The organism is Cellulomonas hominis, assembly GCF_014201095.1.
Lineage (GTDB): Bacteria > Actinomycetota > Actinomycetes > Actinomycetales > Cellulomonadaceae > Cellulomonas > Cellulomonas hominis.
In genome coordinates this window covers 1,731,778-1,748,319 of record NZ_JACHDN010000001.1, presented here as the reverse complement: position 1 = coordinate 1,748,319, position 16,542 = coordinate 1,731,778, and the positions used below count along the sequence as shown (strand labels likewise).

Below are 16,542 nucleotides of genomic sequence, written 5' to 3'. Positions count from 1 at the left end.
GGGGCGGGGTCAGTCGTTCCCGCTGGTGTCCGGGCCCGCGGACAGGGTGACCGTCACCTGGGAGCCGGTCTCCACCGTCGAGTTGGGCGCCGGGTTCGTGGAGAGGACCGCGTCCTTCGGCTTGTCGGAGTCGCCGACGTTCGCGTACTCCTGGACCGGGACCAGGCCGAGCTGGGTGAGCGCGGCGCTGGCCTGGCTCCAGTTCATCGAGGTGATGTTCCCCGGGATCTGGACCGTGGTCGGCTCCGGCGGCGCCTTGGCGACGGTCAGCACGACGACCGTCTGCTGCTGGACGATGCCGGAGCGGTCCTGGTCGATGACCGTGCCGGGGGCCGCGTCGGTGGTCTCCTCCTCGCGGATGTTCGACCCGAGCTTGAGGCCGTTGAGGGTGGCGACGGCGTCGGCCTGGGCCTGGCCGCGCAGGTCGGGGAGGTCGACGTTGCCGGACGCGATGAACAGGTTGACGGCGGAGCCGTCCGCGACGGACTGACCGGCGGCGGGCTCGGTGCGCAGGGCGCGGTCGGCGGGCTGGTCCGGGCTGTCCTCCTCCGTCACGTTGCCCACCGTCAGGCCGGCGCCCTCGAGCTGCTTGCGCGCGGCGTCCTGGGTCAGGCCGGTGACGTCGGGGACGGCGACGGAGTCCGGGCCGGTGGAGACCCAGAACTGGACGGTGCTGTCCTTCGGGGCCTCCTCGCCGGCGGCGGGGTCGGAGCGCGTGACGCTGCCCGGTGCGACGTCGGCGCTGGTCTCCTCCTGCCGTTCGCCCTCGAAGCCGGCGTCCTGCAGGGCGGCGAGGGCGTCGGCCTCCGCCATGCCGACGACGTCCGGCACGGTGGCGTTCACGACGGGCGGCGTCCGGTCCTGCATGAGCAGGGCGACGATGCCGGCGACGGCCAGCACGGCGACGACCGCGAGGGTGATCCAGAGCCAGCGCCGCGACTTCTGCTCGGGCTCCTCGTCCTCGCCCGGGGTCGCCGTGAGCACGGCCGTGCCGGGGTTGGTGGGCGCCCACGCGGGGGCGTCGCCGGGCATGATCTGGGTCGCGGCGGCGTCCGGGCCGAGCACCTGCGTGGCCGCCCCGGCACCGAGCGCCGCAGCGGCCACGGCGGGGGCGGACACGTGCCCACCGCGGGCGGCGGCCTCGAGGTCGGCTCGGAACTCCGCGGCGGAGGAGTAGCGGGCGTCCCGCTCCTTGGCCAGGGCCTTCGCGGTGATCCGGTCGAGCACCTCGGGGACGTCGGACGCGACGGAGGACGGGGCGGGCGCGATCTCCCGGACGTGCTGGTACGCCACGGCCACGGGGGAGTCGCCGACGAACGGCGGGCGCCCGGTCAGCAGCTCGAACAGCAGGCAGCCGGCGGAGTACAGGTCGGAGCGGGCGTCCACGGTCTCGCCGCGGGCCTGCTCGGGGGACAGGTACTGCGCGGTGCCGATGACGGCCTGGGTCTGCGTCATGGTCGCGGCGGAGTCGGCCACCGCGCGGGCGATGCCGAAGTCCATGACCTTGACGGCGCCCGTGGGCGTGAGCATGACGTTCGCGGGCTTGATGTCCCGGTGCACGATGCCGGCGTGGTGGGAGTACTCGAGCGCCGACAGCACGCCGGCGGTGATCTCGATGGCCTCCTCGATCGGCACGGCCTGGCCGTCGCGGAGGATGTCGCGGACCGTGTGGCCCTCGACGTACTCCATGACGATGAACGGGACGTGCGCGACGGCGCCGGTCGGCTCCGTGTACACGTCCTCGCCGGTGTCGTACACGGCGACGATGGCGGGGTGGTTGAGCGCGGCCGCGGCCTGCGCCTCGCGGCGGAACCGCGCCTGGAACGACGGGTCGCGCGCGAGGTCGGAGCGCAGGATCTTGATCGCGACGGTGCGCCCGAGGCGCGTGTCGTGCCCGATGTGCACCTCGGCCATGCCACCGCGGCCGATGAGCTCACCGACCTCGTACCGTCCGGCGAGGATCCGGGATCCGTCGTCCACCACTAGGCGTCCTTCGCTGTCGTCGTTCGCGCGTCCGGCGCGGTTGCGCCGGGCACGTGCTCGGAGATCATCCCACCCTCGTCGGCCGCGCGGGTGTACCCCGTGGTCGCGGACCCGACCGGCAGGTCGGCGGCACCCGTGAGCCGGTCGGCCAGCGCGGCGCCGAGGAGCGCCACGACGAGGACGGCCAGCACGAGCAGGGGCCACCGGACGTGCAGCCGGCGCCAGCCGGACCGCTCGGCGACCCGGGCGTGCGCGCGGGTGCTGGGCTGGGCGTGCGCGCCGCTGCGGGTGCTGGCGGGACCGCCGACGCGGTACGTGGGCGCGGGTGCGTCCCGGCGGGCCGCGCGGGAGTCCGTGGGCCGGCCGGTGCGGGGGTCGAACGAGGGCGGCATGGTGCCGGCCGCGGGGGCGGCGGCCGGTGCGGAGCCGCGCACCCGGGTCGCGCCGTCGGCCGGGCGGGACCCGGGGGAGGACGCGGGCGCGGGCGAGGACGCGGGCGCCGCCGCGACCGACCGCGACCGACCGGGCACGATCGACACCGGCGGGCTCCCCCCGGCGGGCGTGTGCGGCACCAGGGCGTCGAACATCCGCGCGAGCTCCTCGGCGCTGGACGGCCGGGCGGCCGGGTCCTTGGAGAGCAGCCGCATGACCAGCGCGGCGATCTGCCGGTCGACGGACGCGGGCAGCGGCGGCACGGGCGTGTTGACGTGCGCCACCGCGATGTCCACCGCGGTGGGCCCGGTGAACGGCCGGTGCCCGACGAGCGCCTCGTACGCGACGATGCCGAGCGCGTACATGTCCGACGCCGCGGTCGCGGGGCCGCCGACGGCCTGCTCGGGGGAGAGGTACTGCGCGGTGCCCATGACCATGCCGGTCGCGGTCATCGGCACCTGGTTGCTCGACAGCGAGACGCCGAAGTCGGTGATCTTCACCTTGCCGGTCGGCGTGATGAGGATGTTCCCGGGCTTGACGTCGCGGTGCACGACCCCGGCCTGGTGGGCGGCGTGCAGGGCGCGCGCGGTCTGCGCGAGGATCGGCAGCAGCCGGCGCGGGGGCAGCACGGGCTCGCGTTCGAGCAGGTCGCTCATGGGCTCGCCGACGATGAGCTCCATGGCGAGGAAGGCGGACCCGTCCTGCTCGCCGTAGTCGAACAGCGCGGCGATGCCGGAGTGCGAGAGCCGGCCGGCGTTGCGCGCCTCGGTGCGGAACCGCTCGAGGAAGCCGGTGTCGCCGGCGAACTCCGCGCGCAGCACCTTGATCGCGATGTCGCGCTGCAGCGACTCGTCGTGCGCGGCCCACACCTCGCCCATGCCGCCCACGGCGATCTGCCGGGTGAGGCGGTAGCGCCCGCCGAGGACGACGCCCGGTGCCGGTCTCACTGGCCGATCACCGCCTGCATGACGGCGCGCGCGATGGGTGCGGCCACACGACCGCCGGTCGCCTCGGAGCCGACGGACCCGCCGTTCTCGACGATGACCGCCACCGCGACCTGCGGGTCGGTGGCCGGCGCGAAGCCCGTGAACCAGGCGTGCGGCGCCTCGCCCTCGCGGCCGGTCTGGGCGGTGCCCGTCTTGCCCGCGACCTGCACCCCCGAGATCTGCGCGGCGGTGCCCGACCCGGACTCCACGACGCCCACCATCATGTCGGTCAGCGCCTGCGCGGTGCCCGCGGAGACGGCGTCGGACAGCTCGACCGGCTCTGCCTCGCTGACCACGTCGAGGTCCGCGGTCCGGACGGTCTGCACCAGGTACGGCGTCATGAGCGTGCCGCCGTTCGCGATCGCCGCGGAGACCATGGCCATCTGGATCGGGGTGGAGCGCACCGACTCCTGGCCGATCGCGGACAGCGCGGTCTGGGCGGCGTCCGGGTCCGCGGGGAACGTCGACCGGGAGACCGCCATGGGGATCGTGAGGTCGCCGGAGTCGAAGCCGAACCGCTCGGCCTGCTCGCGGATCGCGTCGTCGCCGAGGTCGACCCCGAGCTGCGCGAACGCGGTGTTGCAGGAGATCCGCAGCGCGTCGGCGAGGGTGGTCTGCTGGTCGGCGCCGCAGGAGGATCCGCCGAAGTTCGGCAGGTCGGTGCGGGTGCCCGGCAGGGTCAGCACGTCGGGGGCGGCGATGACGGACTCCGGGGTGTAGCTGCCGGACTCGAGGGCGGCCGCGGCGGTGACCAGCTTGAACGTCGACCCGGGCGGGTAGTTCTCGTTGATCGTGGCGTTGATCAGCGGGTCGCCGTCGGCGGCGAGGAGCTGCTGGTACGCCGTGTTCGCCGCGGTCGTGTCGTGCGTGGCCAGGGCGTTCGGGTCGAAGCCGGGCGTCGACACCATCGCGAGGATCTTGCCGGTCGACGGCTCGATCGCGACGACCGCGCCCTGCTGCCCGCCGAGCGCGTCGAGCGCCGCCTGCTGCGCCGCCGGGTCCAGGGTGAGCTCGATCGACGACCCCTGGGGCTGCCGGCCGGTGATGAGGTCCTGCACGCGGGTCCAGAACAGCGAGTCCGCCTGGCCGGTCAGCACGTCGTTCATGGACTTCTCGAGCTGGGTCCCGCCGTTGACCACGGAGTAGAAGCCCGTGACGGTCGAGTACAGCTCGGGCTGCAGGTACGAGCGCTGGTATCCGAACGGGTCGTCCACCGGCGTCGACTGCGCGATCGTCTGGCCGCCGACGATGATCGGCCCCCGCGGCTTGCCGTACTCCCGGTACAGGGTGCGGACGTTGCGCGGGTCGTTGTTGAGTGCGGACGCCTGCCCGAACTGCACCCAGGTGGTGCCGACGAGCAGAGCGAGGAACATGACGAGGACGACGGTCGACAGGCGGCGGAGCGCGGCGTTCACGGGCGGCCACCCCCCGTCGTGCGGCGGAGCCGCTCGGTGGGCCGGTCGTCCGGCTCCGCGCCGCGGGCGGGCGCGGGGCCGGATCCGTCGAGCGCGAGCCCGCCGGCGGGCGTGCTGAGCAGCGGCCCCCTGACCTCGGGTGCCGGGCGGCGCGCGTCGTCGGAGATCCGGAGCAGCAGGGCCGCGACGATCCAGTTCGCGAGCAGGGACGAGCCGCCGTACGCGAGGAACGGCGTGGTGAGGCCGGTCAGCGGGATGATCCGGGTGATGCCGCCGACCACGACGAAGCACTGGAACGCGATGACGAAGGCCAGGCCGGCGGCGAGCAGCTTGCCGAACCCGTCCCGGACGCCGATGGCGGTGCGCAGGCCGCGCTGGCACAGCACCAGGTAGAGCACGAGGGTCGCCATCAGGCCGGTCAGCCCGAGCTCCTCGCCGAGCGACGCGATGATGAAGTCCGACTCGGCGAACGGCACGAGGTCCGGGCGTCCCTGACCCCACCCGGTGCCGAACAGCCCGCCGCTGGCCAGGCCGAACAGCCCCCGGACGAGCTGGCCCGAGCCGCCGGGCGCGCGGTCGAAGACGTCCTGGTCGAGGGCGTGCAGCCAGATGAGGAACCGGGCGGCCACGTGCCCGAACGTCGCCGTCGCGAACGCCACGCCGCCCGCGAACATCAGCAGGCCGATGATGATCCAGGACAGCCGCTCGGTGGCGACGTAGAGCATCGCGACGAACAGGCCGAACAGCAGCAGGGACGTGCCGAGGTCCTTCTGGAACACCAGGACGGCGATCGACGCGGCCCAGACGACGAGGATCGGCCCGAAGTCCCGCAGCCGGGGGAGCTGCAGCCCGAGCACCTTCGGCCCGGCCAGCGCGAGCGTGTCGCGGTGCGTGACCAGGTACCCGGCGAAGAACACCGCCAGGCAGATCTTCGCGAGCTCCGCGGGCTGCAGGGAGAAGCCGAGCGCCCGGATCCAGATGCGCGCGCCGTTGATCTCGACGCCGAGGCCCGGGATCAGCGGCAGGACCAGCAGCACGAGGCCGGCCACCATCGCGGTGTACGTGTAGCGGCGCAGCGTGCGGTGGTCGCGCAGCACGACGAGCACGGCGCACGCCAGGACCACGGAGATCGCCGACCACGCGAGCTGCTTGCCGGCGAACATCTCGGTGCCGCCGCGGGCCTCCCGGGCCAGGTCGATCCGGTAGATCATCGCCAGCCCGATGCCGTTCAGGGCGATGACGACCGGCAGGATCACCGGGTCCGCGTACGGGGCGCGCCAGCGCAGCACCAGGTGCACGACGAGAGCCAGGCCCGCCATGCCGGCGCCGTAGCCGAGCACGTCGGCGGGCAGCTCGTCGGTGGCGCCCAGCCCGACCAGCGCGTACGCGGCGATCGCGATGGCCAGCGCCAGGACGATCAGGCCCAGCTCGGTCCCGCGGCCGGCGCGCACGCGGTGCGCCTCGACGGTCGCCATCAGGGCGCCGCCGTGGTCGTCGTCGGGGTGGGCGTGGGACGGGGGGTGGGGGTGGCGCCGGCCTCGGCGGCGTCCTCGACCAGCGCGTCCACCCGGTCCCGGGCGTCCGCGAGGGAGGCGGTGTGGATCGTCTGCTCGACGCGGTTCCGCACGAACTCCGGCAGGTCGTCGACGGCCACGTCGGTCGTCTCGACCACCTCGGACAGCGCGATCGGCCCGACGGACTGCGGGATGCCGCGGTAGATCGCCACGACCTCGCCGTCGACGCCGACGAAGTACTGCGTCTGGGTCCACCGGTAGAAGCCGAACGCCCCGGCGGCGAGGACCAGCACGGCGAGCAGGGTCAGCAGCACGCCGCGGGTGCGCCGGCGCCGGCGGGCGCGGCGCTCGTCGGCGTCCTCGTCCTCGTCGTCGGCCTCGACCTCGGGCACGCCGGCGCCCGGGGTGCTGGCGGCAGCCTGGCGGGAGAGCTCGGCGGCGCGGGCGGCGGGGCCGTCCTGCGCGGACGTCGGCCGGTTGCGGGAGATGGCGGCGGACCCGACGACGACGGCGTTCGTGCGCGGGCCGGCGCCGTCGCGGACCTGGTCGAGCTCGAGCACGTCCGCGACGACCACCGTGACGTTGTCACCGCCCCCGGCGCGCAGGGCGAGCTGGACCAGGCGCTCGGCGCAGGTGTCGACGTCGGCGATCTCGTGCAGGGTCTGCGCGATCGTGTCGCCGCTGACGAAGCCGGACAGCCCGTCGGAGCAGAGCAGCCAGCGGTCGCCCGGCCGGGCCTCGCGCACGGACAGGTCGGGCGCGATGTCCGCGTCGAAGTCGCCGAGCACCCGCATGACGACCGAGCGCTGCGGGTGGTGCTCGGCCTCCTCCGGGGTGATCTTCCCCGTGTTGACCAGGTGCTGGACGAAGGTGTGGTCCGTGGTGACCTGCGTGAGCACGCCCTCGCGGAGCAGGTAGCCGCGGGAGTCGCCGAGGTGCACCATCGCGAGCTTGTTGCCGGCCCGCAGGATGGCGGTCACCGTCGTGCCCATGCCCGCCAGCTCGGGGTTCGTCTCCGAGCGGGTGATGATCTCCTCGCGGGCCTCCTCCAGCGCGCGCTCCAGCTCGTCCAGCGCGTCGTCGGGCCCGTGCGACTCCCCGTCGAGGGGAGCCAGCGCGGCGATCGCCACCGAGGACGCCACGTCGCCGCCGGCGTGCCCGCCCATGCCGTCCGCGACGACGAGCAGGTGCGGACCGGCGTAGGCCGAGTCCTGGTTGTTGGACCGGACCAGCCCCACGTCGGACCGGGCGGCGTAGCGCAGCGCGATGCTCACGATCCCCCGCTACCCCTGCAGCTCGAGGACGCTCTGGCCGATGCGGATCTGCGCGCCGGGACGCACGGGCGCCGGACCGGTGACCTTCTGGTCGTCCAGGAAGGTGCCGTTCGTGGAGCCCATGTCCTCCACCAGCCACTGGTCGCCCTCCGGGAACACGCGCGCGTGCCGCGAGGAGGAGTAGTCGTCGTCGAGGACCAGCGTGCAGGACGGCGCACGACCGATCAGCACCGCGGACGCCCCGAGCGGCAGCGTCGTCCCGCGCAGCGGGCCCTCGGTCACGACGAGGCGGGTCGGGCCGGCGCGCCGGGCCGACCGGGGGCGCTCGGGCGCGGGTGCCCCCGGCGTGGCGCCCGGGGCGGCCGGCGCGGGGGTGCCGCGGCGCCGGTTGGTGATCCGGGTCCCGTACAGGTCGCGGCGCAGGACGCCGATCGCGGACAGCACGAAGGCCCACAGGAGCACGAGGTAGCCCAGCCGCAGCAGGGTGACCGTCAGCTCACTCATGCGTGCCGTTCGTGGAGCCGCTCACTCGTCCAGGTCCTGTCCGTCGCCGTCGCCCGTCCAGAACATGATGCGGGTCCGCCCGATCGTCAGGGTGTTCCCGTCCAGGAGTGTCGCCGCCGGGACCTGGTGACCCTCGACGAACAGCCCGTTCGTCGACCCGAGGTCGGACGCCACGACGCCCTGGGACGACACCCGGATCTCCAGGTGCCGGCGCGAGACGCCCGGGTCGTCGACCACGATGTCCGCCTCGGAACCTCGCCCGATCACCGTCACCGGCCCGGTCAGCAGGTAGCGCTGCCCGTCGATGTCGATCAGCGGGTGCCGCGGGCTCGGTGCCGCCGACGTCGCCGGGGCGGCCGCGCCGCGCACCGTCGCCGACTTCACGCGGAACCGGCCGGTCTCCAGGTCCTCGTACTCGTGGAACGCCACCGTCACCGGGCCGACGAACGCGTACCGCTGCCCGGTCGCGTGCTCCGTCACGTTCGCCGCGAGCTCGTCCGCCAGGGCCTCCGCGCCCCAGGCCTCGACCTGGTCGTAGTCGCCCGGGGACAGCTCCAGCGTGAACTCGTTCGGCACCACCGTCCGGTCGCGGCCGACGACGGCCGCCCGGTCGTCGACCTCGCGGCGCAGGGCGCTCGCCAGCTCGACGGGCTTCACCTCGCTGCGGAAGGCCTTGGCGAACGCGGTGTTCACGACGCGCTCCACACCGTGCTCGAACCGGTCGAGGATGCCCACGCCCACCACCTCCCTCACCGCACGCGTCTGCCGCCGGTCACCGGACGGCGCCCGACATTCTGCCTGAATCGTAGCCATGCGAACCGTGACCGGGCCGTTCCTGGCGGCGCGCGGCGGGCGGGGACCTGGTGAAAGGGCTGCGCGGGAGGTGACGGTCCGGTGTGCGCGGGGTCGTCGGCGGGCTCCGCGTGGGGGCGTCGGGGGGTGGTCCGGAGGGGGGTCGCGGTCGTGTTAGTCTTCTGCGGCGCGCGAGTGGCGGAACGGCAGACGCGCTGGCTTCAGGTGCCAGTGTCCGAAAGGGCGTGGGGGTTCAAATCCCCCCTCGCGCACAGTGGCTTGTTCGTCTAGGACAGGCAGAGCAGTTCGGGTAACCCCCGGTCGGAGAGTCTCCGGCCGGGGGTTCTTCGTTTGTCGGTCTGACCTGCGGTTTCGCTAGCACACTGGGGTGCTGGAGCTGGTGGTTGGTGAGCTCGGGTTGGCGCTCGCGGGTACGCCGAAGGGCCCGCTGACCGGGTCGGTCAGCGGGCTGTGCGGCTGGTGCTGTTCAGTTCGTGCGGGCGGGGGCGCCCGCCTCTGGGTCTAGCCGGGCTGGTGCGGTGGGGCGTGGTCGTCGGCGTCGCGGGCGGTGCCTACGCTGTCGGACTCGGCCGCGGCGGCGGCGTCCGCGGTCGCGTGCAGGTGCTTGGGCCGCAGGTGCTTGGGCACGAACGGGTACCGGGGGCGAGGTTCGGTGCGGCGAGGGATGTCACCGGTCGTGACCCGCACGTGCAAGGCCGTGCCCCGAGGCTTCGCGGTGCGGCGAGCGTGCACCAAGGAGAAGTCCGGGTCGGACGTGTCGCCGATCGCGACCATCCACGGGTCGGCCTGCCCGCGGGTCGTGTACCAGTCGCGCAGAAGACGGACGTTCACACCGACGAGACCGAACGTCACCAGGGCGTGAGTGCGGGCGGCGCCGCGGACCCGGCACCAGTCGCGGCGGAAGTTCATGCCGCGGTGGGTGCGGATCTCGGAGTTGAACGCTTCGATCGCGGTGCGTCGACCGTACGACGCGGCCCACGTCGTCGTGCCGTACAGCAGCGGCTGGCGTTCCCGGGCGTACTCGTCGAACGACACGGTGACGGTCTTGTGACACCCGCACGGGACGACCCGCTTGCCCGTGACCGGGTCGGTGTACGCCGGCTTGCAGTTCGTCGTCGGGCGGTCGTACGGCAGACGCATCGACTCCGGGTCGTTCGGGCAGCGAAGCCAGCGCATCCACGTCGGGCCACGCCAGCGGCGGCCGGTGGGCTTGAGCTCCCCGTACGGGGAGAACGCGTACGGGAGGCGTTCGTCGTACCGGGCCTGCAGCGCGATCTTCTCCTCGACGGTCAGGCCCAGCTTGAACCCGGGCAGATCGCGCAGATGCTCCGGCAGTGCGTCGGTGAACAGTCCGCCGTCAACCCAGATGGTCCCCATGGTGGGGCCGGGGTGGACGCCACGCTGGTTCTTGTGCAGGTCGAAGGTCTGGGAGATGTCGCGGGCGCGCAGGGCGTTCGCCCACTTCTCGGCGTCCAGGTACGTGTACCCGCGGTCCGACAGCAGCTCCTTGACGTCGTAACCGACGGCGCGGAGCGCGTCGACCGCCAGGATGCCTGCAGCGGCCTTGTCCGACCCGGCCGGTGCAGTCACCAGCGTCAGCGCCACGTGCGGGGTCTCCGGGTCACCGAACTCCGGGACCTGCGTGCCGACGTGCTCGTCGAAACCGATGAACACGCCCTTGCGGCGCATGTTCTTACCCGACACGTACCCGCTGCGGGCGTCCAAGTCTCCCGAGTGCTGAGCGCGGCCGTCGTGCCCGAGGCGGGGCCACCCCGGAGTGGTGAACGAGTCCTGGGAGCTGACCTTCTCGCCCTCGTCCTCGGGGCGCACCGCACCGGAGGACTGGTCGATATCGGGGACCTTGGCCCACGACTTACGGGCCGCCCACGTCTCCTTGTCGGTGGAGTCCAGGGCGAACACCGTCGTGTTGACGGTCATCCCGGCGGGGAACGCGGACGCCTGCAGCAGCAGAGCGGAGAACAGTTCGCGGGTGATGGGCCGGCCACCGGTGCAGCCGTTCGGGCAGTCGGTGACCTCGCCGGTGGTCTTGTTCACCTCGAGCTCGTGAGTGTGAGCGGACACCACGTAGCCGGCGTCCAGTGCGGTCGTGAAGTGGTCCAGGTTGTCCCACAGCTGGCAGTACGAGACCTTCGCCGGCAACAGGCCGTCGCGCAGCATCTCCGCGGCCGTCTTCTGGACCAGGGTCAGGAGCATGTCGCCGCCGCGGATCCCCGCGGTGACGTACACGACCAGCAGGGTCCTCCACGACACCCGCCGGGGTGCCCCGGTGTGCGAGGTCAGGGAGAACTCGAACGCGTCTGCAAGGCCGGTGGCGTCGACGATCGTCTCGGCGACCTTCGTGGCCTGCGCCAAGGACAGGTCGCACGCCTCCACGACATGCTTCGGCAGAGGAAGCAGCAGCAGTGGGGCGGTCACAGGCCACCACCGATCAGCCGGCGCAGGACCGCGTCGTCACGGCGCGGGACGAATCTGGTGAAGTCCTCCCAGCCCTTAAGGGTCTTGACTCCCGCCAGGTGCTGCAGCTCAGAGATGCGCACCCCCGCCGTAGACAGCGCCACCATCCACGTGGTCCTCAACCGCGACGGGACCAGTCGGGGTGCACCGGCCGGGACCTCCAGGTACTGAAGGACGCCCGACGTCCAGTTCCTCGTCGGTGCACGGTCGGAGAACATCGGACCGTCCACGTAGGCCAAGGACAGACGCACGAGCTCGTCCGCGTACTGCGGAAGCACCGGGATGTCCCGAGCGTGAGCTCCGGTGATGTGGACGACGGCGACCCCGTCGACCATCTCGACGCTCGAGCCGTGCAAGGTCGAGAACTCCGCGCCGGTCAGGCCGGCGCCATGGCACAACGCCATCGTCGCGACACCGGCGCGGCGGCGGACCTCCGAACGCTGCGTGAGGCAGATCTCCCACAGCCACGCCAGGTCCCTGTGCGGGTAGGGGTCGGCGAGCGTCGTCCGCTTCAGACGTGCAGGCTCGGGCGCCCACGGCGCCTTCCTAGTGATGGTCCGGCCGATCCCGCGGAGCGCGGACCGGTACGAGGCGCGGGAGTGCTGCGCCAGGTGGTTCATCCCGGTCTCGGAGAAGCGCTCGACGTTCTCCGAGACGAACAGTCGCTCGATGTCCAGCGGCAGGTGCTGCTCGGTCGCCCACAGGAAGAACATCGTGACCGCACGCATCGTCAGGTACACGGCCGACAGCGACTTCGGAGCGAACCGCCGAGTAGCGTCGCGCACGTTCGGCTCGATCGACTCCCACTGCTCGGAGGTCATCACGCCCTTGGGCCGGTAGGTCGCGATCCGGTACTCGATCACCTCAGGAGCCGCGACGGTGTGAGCCGTCCTCTTCGGTGACGTGCGCTTAGCCACGGACGCGCACCGCCACTCGAGCGATCGAGGTCACGCCGACGGGCGCGTCGAACTCTGGCGTGCTGTGGGCACGCCGGTCTACAGTCATCAACGAGGACTCCAAACCTCGGCCCTGGAGCTGCGAACTCCTCGGCCAGCGAGAGCGTCACCCCATCGGGTGGCGCTTTTTGCTTGCCTGGGCTTCGGATGTCTCTGTACTTGGCCGGGCTGACCCGGGGTGCGGCCTGTTCCGCACGCCTACCAATCAACGTGATGAGACCGACGGGATCGCCGATCTGGGCGAGTTCCATGTCGACAGGCGTCGACCGGACATGTGGGCCCACGTCTACACAGTGAGCGACAGCGGGGTATCGTCGGGCCAGATCCGCACCGTCATCAGGACCAGCCGCGCTCCGTCGCGAGGACCACTCTCCACCCGAGGGACGACTCTTGTCGACATCCGTACCTTCGAACATCTGCGTCGACTGCTGGAAGTTCGGCCACCGCATCGCGGCCAAGGGCGAGCGGTGCGACGCTCACCGGGCCGCGTACCGACGGTGGTACCAGGCGACCTGGAAGGCGAAGAAGGCCGGCCGCGCGTCCGGCGCCAGCACCTACGTTGCCGAGCAGGTGCGCGTCGACCGGGTCTACGTCGCTCCTGAGGTCCTCGAAGCAATGGTGCGGCTCAACGGCGAGCTGGACACGGCGACCAGGATGCTGCTCCTCCTCGACACCTCACAGCTGGACCCGACGTCCAAGCGGCGGGTACTCGAGGCCCGGGCGAAGGTCGCCACCTCAAGCAAAGAGCTTGAGGACCTCGTGGAGAAACTCTCAGGCGCACGGCGTCTGACGCTGGCCGTGCGGGAAAAGGGAGCCCGTCGTCCAGCCGTGCGGGCCGCTCAGCACGAAGGTGAGCAGCGAGTCCCCGGTTCAGGCTCCTGACGGCTTGGAGGCGCGGGCGGCGCCGTCGTCTTCGCGGACCGGGAAGAACGCCCGCGGCGACACCGCGAGTGCGTCAGCGAGCTGCCACATGGCCTTGAGTGACAGGTTGCGTCGCCCGTTCTCGACGCTGCCGATGTAGGTCCGGTCGAGACCCGCCGCGTGGGCGAGCTCTTCTTGGGTGAGGCCGACGTTCGTCCTGATCAGCCGCAGGCTCGAGCCGAACGCGAGGCGTTGGGCGAGCTCTCTGGGAGGGACGGGCACCTGCTCGACGGTAGGCACGAGCAGTCTTTGAGTCGACGGACTCTGGGTCGCCCTCGCCATGAGACGTAGCGTATAGACACCTTGCCCGTTTAAGCCGCTCAGACACCGCCCCCTCGGGGCCGCGCGTCTTGACGCGGGCCCGGACGTGCGTACTCTGAGTCGAGTTGGTCACTACCGTCGGTGACATCGCGACCCTGAACCCCGGGCCACACCCCGCAGTTCACGCTCCCCTCGAGAAGAGGACGCCACCATGCGAGCGAGCACCCCCGACCCCACCAAGACCCCGGACGTCGTAGCCCGGGCTGCGTGGTGGGGTCCCACGTACCTGATCACCATCCTCGGCCTCGCCGGAGGGATCGGGTCGCTGCTGACCGGCCAGCCGGTTGCGGTCACGATCTGCGCGTTCGCGATCGTCGTGATCGCCGGCACCGGTCAGATCCGCGCCCGCCGTGAGTTCCGGAGAGGCTGGCGGTACGGGTACGAGTCCGCGATCCGTACGGCGTTGCAGTACCAGGCCGGCAGAACCCCCGACGTCGAAGCGCGCGCCGTGGTCAACGGTGATCCGATTCCCGAACCGTGGGAGCGGCACGTCCCCCCGATCCGGCCACGGAGCCTGCGGTGAGTGGCGCCCACCTCGCCGAGCTCGTCCTGTCTGACGGAACCGGAGTGTGGGCGATCCGGTCGCTCTCGCGCACGGTGTACTTCCTCGACCTGGACTCGATGCTGCTGCTGCGTCAGCCCGGGCCGACGTCCGCGGTCGGGCCGGGTGACGGGCGGTGGGTGCCGCTGGTGTCGGTGAAGTCGCTGTTCCACGGCGATCTCGGAGTGATCCGGGTCGGGGACCGGCACCACTACGTGTACGACTGGGACCCTGACGGTGCAGACTACGGGTTCTGGATCCAGCGGTTGGTGACGTCGATCGACTACGTCGAGGCCGAACAGCTCGCCGGGTTGCCGGCCTTCCCGCAGGACGACCCGCTATGACCGGGACCCGACGCCGGTGGTTGTGGTCGCTGCCGACCCAGGTGGGGCTCGCCGCGGGTGCCGTGATCGAGTCCAGGGAGCGCGGGCACTCGGCCGTGGGTTCTCGCAGTCGCAGATCGACAAGATCTTCGAGGTCGAGCTGATGCGGCCGCCGCTGACATTCGAACGTCTTCTGAACTCCCTCGGCGCTGGCGGCTTGCTGGAGGGCGACGTCCGGATCGGGGACCTGCTGGTCGAGCTCGACCAGGGTGGCCGCATCGTCTTCGTCGAGGACGGCAAGCGGGTTGCGGTGATGACGTCGTGGCCGGCGTACGTGGACGTGCGCGAGGAGCGCGCCGGCATCGCCGCGGCGCTCCGGTCCGCGTGGCAGTCCGGGATGTTCGACGTTGCCGGCTACGACAGCGACGTGACCCGGATCCTGCACCGCCGCGGGACGAAGCCTGACCCGTCGCCGGTCGACGAATGGAGCGACCCGGAGGGTGGCGATGGCGATGAGCGCGTCCGGTGACCGTCGCCGCGGGTTCTGGTGGGAGGCGACCGAGCGGGTCATGCCTGTGGCGGGCGTGATCCCGAAGTACAAGAAGATCCGCAGCAGCGTGGAGGCGGGTCTTCCCGTGGTCCTGACCGACGGCGGCACGCGCATCGCGGTCGTCGTCGGGTGGGACCTGTGGACGCTGCAGCACGAGCGCTACCTGTACGCAGCCGCGATGTCCTGGGCGTTCTGGCGCTCCGGCCGGTTCGACGCCGCGGGGTTCGGCTGGGAGGTATTGGCGTACCTGCGGCCGCCGATGCAGGAGCGTCTGCACCCCACCGTTCAGCTCGGCGAGGACGACGAGCCTGATGAGCGACCCCGTTGACCCCATGCGGACGCCCGGTCGGTGGCTCGTGACGACCGCGTCTGGGGCGGCTTACCTGATCGAGGCGACCGATCCGGACAGTGCGGTCACCGCGACGAGGGTTGTGGCTGGCCCAATCGGCGACGATCTGCGGTTCCCGCGCGCTGCGCTGCGCCGCGACGACCAGCCCTTGCGGGTGATGAGCGTGCAGCACTCGAGCGGGACGACCATGTCGAACGGGATCGTCGTCGGGCAAGACATGTGGCTGTACCTCGAGCCTCTGGACCCGGCCGCGGCCCTGACGCTGCGCCGGACGACTCCAGTAGTCGGCGTCGCGGAGCTCCCGACGGTGGTTTCCGATCGCTGACCTTGACCAAGACCGCGGCCCGGCATCCCTAGAGATCCTTAGTGGCCGGACTCGGGCGTCCAGGTTCACGACGGCGGATCAGACGGCCTACTGGCTGCCGGCCGCGCGTATGTCCGGCGAGGGCCCGTGTCGGCGGCGGTCATCGTCGTCGTCTTGATGTTCGACAGCAGCCGCGACGTGGCGACCATTGTGGAGGTCTGCGGGAGGGTGATGACCTCCTTGATGCAGGTCCCCATGTAGCCCAGCAGTGTGAACGGCTGCAGCTCGTGCCGGTTCGGGTGTGCGGCGATGGCGTGGTTGCGCATGAAGCGAACGAGATCGAGCTGCTGGCGACCTACCGGAGAGATGAACCCGATCCGGTCGGCGGCCTGGATCCGCTCCTCGTCGGTGATCTTGACCAGGTCGTCGGCCCCGCAGGTCCTTGCGCTTCTCGGGCGTGGCGAGGGCCAGGTCGAAGAAGTACTAGTCGGTCGGCTCCACGTCGAAATCAGACGACGACGGACCCGCGGAGGTCAGCCGGCTCGCAGCCGTCGCCCAAGGTGCTTGACCGCTTTGCCAACTGTGGCGACGGCTCGAGCTGACCCTGCACGAGCGACGGGCCACGACCCCGATCGATCTGCGTAGCTCCCTGGCGCGCGGCTGGCGCCTTGCGTGGAACCCCGAAGCGTCACCGAAATCCGGGCGTGGAACCCGAAGAGTCCACTTGGGACCTATAAATGCCGCGGTTCGGACCTGACAGGAATCCGTCCTGCGCCGACGGCCGATCAAGGAAGCAATTCGGCGGTTGCCCTGAGGGTTGTCTCAACGGGCCCCATCTGTCACAGGAGTAACAGCCGTCCACGCCCCTTGACTGAGCCGGT

Annotated in this window: 17 protein-coding genes and 1 tRNA gene; 7 read left to right on the top strand and 11 right to left on the bottom strand. The window is 71.7% G+C overall.

What is annotated here, in order from left to right; genetic code table 11:
* Positions 1–9 precede the first annotated feature (9 nt).
* From pknB to HNR08_RS08240, 7 genes are read right to left on the bottom strand one after another with little or no spacing between them, the layout of a single operon-like run.
* Positions 10–1,983, bottom strand: coding sequence for a Stk1 family PASTA domain-containing Ser/Thr kinase (gene pknB, locus HNR08_RS08270; RefSeq protein ID WP_146837716.1), 1,974 nt, complete (start codon positions 1,981–1,983; stop codon positions 10–12).
* Complete coding sequence (locus tag HNR08_RS08265; RefSeq protein ID WP_146837713.1) at positions 1,983–3,362, bottom strand: serine/threonine-protein kinase; 1,380 nt, start codon at positions 3,360–3,362, stop codon at positions 1,983–1,985. Before HNR08_RS08265 ends, pknB begins: the two co-directional genes overlap by 1 nt.
* Positions 3,359–4,816: a peptidoglycan D,D-transpeptidase FtsI family protein gene (locus HNR08_RS08260; protein ID WP_146837711.1), complete on the bottom strand. Its 1,458-nt coding sequence runs from the start codon at positions 4,814–4,816 to the stop codon at positions 3,359–3,361. The genes HNR08_RS08265 and HNR08_RS08260 overlap by 4 nt, the downstream gene beginning before the upstream one ends.
* Positions 4,813–6,291: an FtsW/RodA/SpoVE family cell cycle protein gene (locus HNR08_RS08255; RefSeq protein WP_146837708.1), complete on the bottom strand. Its 1,479-nt coding sequence runs from the start codon at positions 6,289–6,291 to the stop codon at positions 4,813–4,815. The genes HNR08_RS08260 and HNR08_RS08255 overlap by 4 nt, the downstream gene beginning before the upstream one ends.
* Positions 6,291–7,604 (bottom strand): Stp1/IreP family PP2C-type Ser/Thr phosphatase, encoded by a 1,314-nt coding sequence (locus HNR08_RS08250; protein ID WP_146837705.1) that lies wholly within the window; start codon positions 7,602–7,604, stop codon positions 6,291–6,293. The genes HNR08_RS08255 and HNR08_RS08250 overlap by 1 nt, the downstream gene beginning before the upstream one ends.
* A gap of 9 nt (positions 7,605–7,613) precedes the next feature.
* The gene (locus HNR08_RS08245; RefSeq protein WP_146837702.1) at positions 7,614–8,108 is read right to left on the bottom strand and encodes an FHA domain-containing protein FhaB/FipA; all 495 of its coding nucleotides are present in this window, start codon (positions 8,106–8,108) and stop codon (positions 7,614–7,616) included.
* A 21-nt stretch (positions 8,109–8,129) separates the two neighbouring features.
* Positions 8,130–8,843 (bottom strand): FhaA domain-containing protein, encoded by a 714-nt coding sequence (locus HNR08_RS08240; RefSeq protein WP_146837699.1) that lies wholly within the window; start codon positions 8,841–8,843, stop codon positions 8,130–8,132.
* 246 nt (positions 8,844–9,089) lie between these two features.
* On the opposite strand from HNR08_RS08240, the gene HNR08_RS08235 reads away from it, so the two are divergent.
* Positions 9,090–9,172 (top strand) — tRNA-Leu (locus HNR08_RS08235).
* Between the two features lie 250 nt (positions 9,173–9,422).
* Here the strand turns inward: HNR08_RS08235 and HNR08_RS08230 are convergent.
* Positions 9,423–11,357, bottom strand: a complete 1,935-nt coding sequence (locus tag HNR08_RS08230) for a hypothetical protein (protein ID WP_146837696.1) — start codon at positions 11,355–11,357, stop codon at positions 9,423–9,425.
* Positions 11,354–12,259 (bottom strand): hypothetical protein, encoded by a 906-nt coding sequence (locus HNR08_RS08225; RefSeq protein WP_146837693.1) that lies wholly within the window; start codon positions 12,257–12,259, stop codon positions 11,354–11,356. The genes HNR08_RS08230 and HNR08_RS08225 overlap by 4 nt, the downstream gene beginning before the upstream one ends.
* Before the next feature lie 483 nt (positions 12,260–12,742).
* Here HNR08_RS08225 and HNR08_RS08220 point away from each other — a divergent pair, with 483 nt between their 5' ends.
* Positions 12,743–13,234 (top strand): hypothetical protein, encoded by a 492-nt coding sequence (locus tag HNR08_RS08220; RefSeq protein WP_146837691.1) that lies wholly within the window; start codon positions 12,743–12,745, stop codon positions 13,232–13,234.
* On the opposite strand, the gene HNR08_RS08215 is transcribed toward HNR08_RS08220, so the two are convergent.
* A complete protein-coding gene (locus tag HNR08_RS08215) occupies positions 13,223–13,513 on the bottom strand; it encodes a helix-turn-helix domain-containing protein (RefSeq protein ID WP_221286329.1) in 291 nt (96 codons plus the stop codon). The genes HNR08_RS08220 and HNR08_RS08215 overlap by 12 nt on opposite strands.
* Positions 13,514–13,745: 232 nt before the next feature.
* On the opposite strand from HNR08_RS08215, the gene HNR08_RS08210 reads away from it, so the two are divergent.
* The 5 genes from HNR08_RS08210 to HNR08_RS08190 are packed head-to-tail and all read left to right on the top strand — an operon-like array spanning position 13,746 to position 15,682.
* On the top strand, positions 13,746–14,117 hold the full coding sequence (locus HNR08_RS08210; protein WP_146837685.1) for a hypothetical protein: 372 nt from the start codon (positions 13,746–13,748) through the stop codon (positions 14,115–14,117).
* Positions 14,114–14,479: a hypothetical protein gene (locus HNR08_RS08205; RefSeq protein ID WP_146837681.1), complete on the top strand. Its 366-nt coding sequence runs from the start codon at positions 14,114–14,116 to the stop codon at positions 14,477–14,479. Before HNR08_RS08210 ends, HNR08_RS08205 begins: the two co-directional genes overlap by 4 nt.
* A 22-nt stretch (positions 14,480–14,501) precedes the next feature.
* Complete coding sequence (locus tag HNR08_RS08200) at positions 14,502–14,987, top strand: hypothetical protein (protein ID WP_146837678.1); 486 nt, start codon at positions 14,502–14,504, stop codon at positions 14,985–14,987.
* Positions 14,971–15,336 carry a hypothetical protein gene (locus tag HNR08_RS08195; RefSeq protein WP_146837675.1) on the top strand — a complete coding sequence of 122 codons (366 nt, stop codon included), beginning with the start codon at positions 14,971–14,973 and terminating at the stop codon, positions 15,334–15,336. Before HNR08_RS08200 ends, HNR08_RS08195 begins: the two co-directional genes overlap by 17 nt.
* Positions 15,320–15,682, top strand: a complete 363-nt coding sequence (locus tag HNR08_RS08190) for a hypothetical protein (RefSeq protein WP_146837672.1) — start codon at positions 15,320–15,322, stop codon at positions 15,680–15,682. The genes HNR08_RS08195 and HNR08_RS08190 overlap by 17 nt, the downstream gene beginning before the upstream one ends.
* A gap of 65 nt (positions 15,683–15,747) precedes the next feature.
* On the opposite strand, the gene HNR08_RS08185 is transcribed toward HNR08_RS08190, so the two are convergent.
* Positions 15,748–15,987: a hypothetical protein gene (locus tag HNR08_RS08185; protein WP_146837669.1), complete on the bottom strand. Its 240-nt coding sequence runs from the start codon at positions 15,985–15,987 to the stop codon at positions 15,748–15,750.
* Between the last annotated feature and the right edge of the window lie 555 nt (positions 15,988–16,542).

Bases quoted from the DNA above. Each gene is read 5' to 3' on its own strand.
- HNR08_RS08185 (WP_146837669.1), bottom strand. From the start codon at position 15,987: ATGCGCAACCACGCCATCGCCGCACACCCGAACCGGCACGAGCTGCAG.
- HNR08_RS08210 (WP_146837685.1), top strand. From the start codon at position 13,746: ATGCGAGCGAGCACCCCCGACCCCACCAAGACCCCGGACGTCGTAGCC.
- HNR08_RS08245 (WP_146837702.1), bottom strand. From the start codon at position 8,108: ATGAGTGAGCTGACGGTCACCCTGCTGCGGCTGGGCTACCTCGTGCTC.
- HNR08_RS08190 (WP_146837672.1), top strand. From the start codon at position 15,320: ATGAGCGACCCCGTTGACCCCATGCGGACGCCCGGTCGGTGGCTCGTG.
- HNR08_RS08195 (WP_146837675.1), top strand. From the start codon at position 14,971: ATGAGCGCGTCCGGTGACCGTCGCCGCGGGTTCTGGTGGGAGGCGACC.
- HNR08_RS08255 (WP_146837708.1), bottom strand. From the start codon at position 6,291: ATGGCGACCGTCGAGGCGCACCGCGTGCGCGCCGGCCGCGGGACCGAG.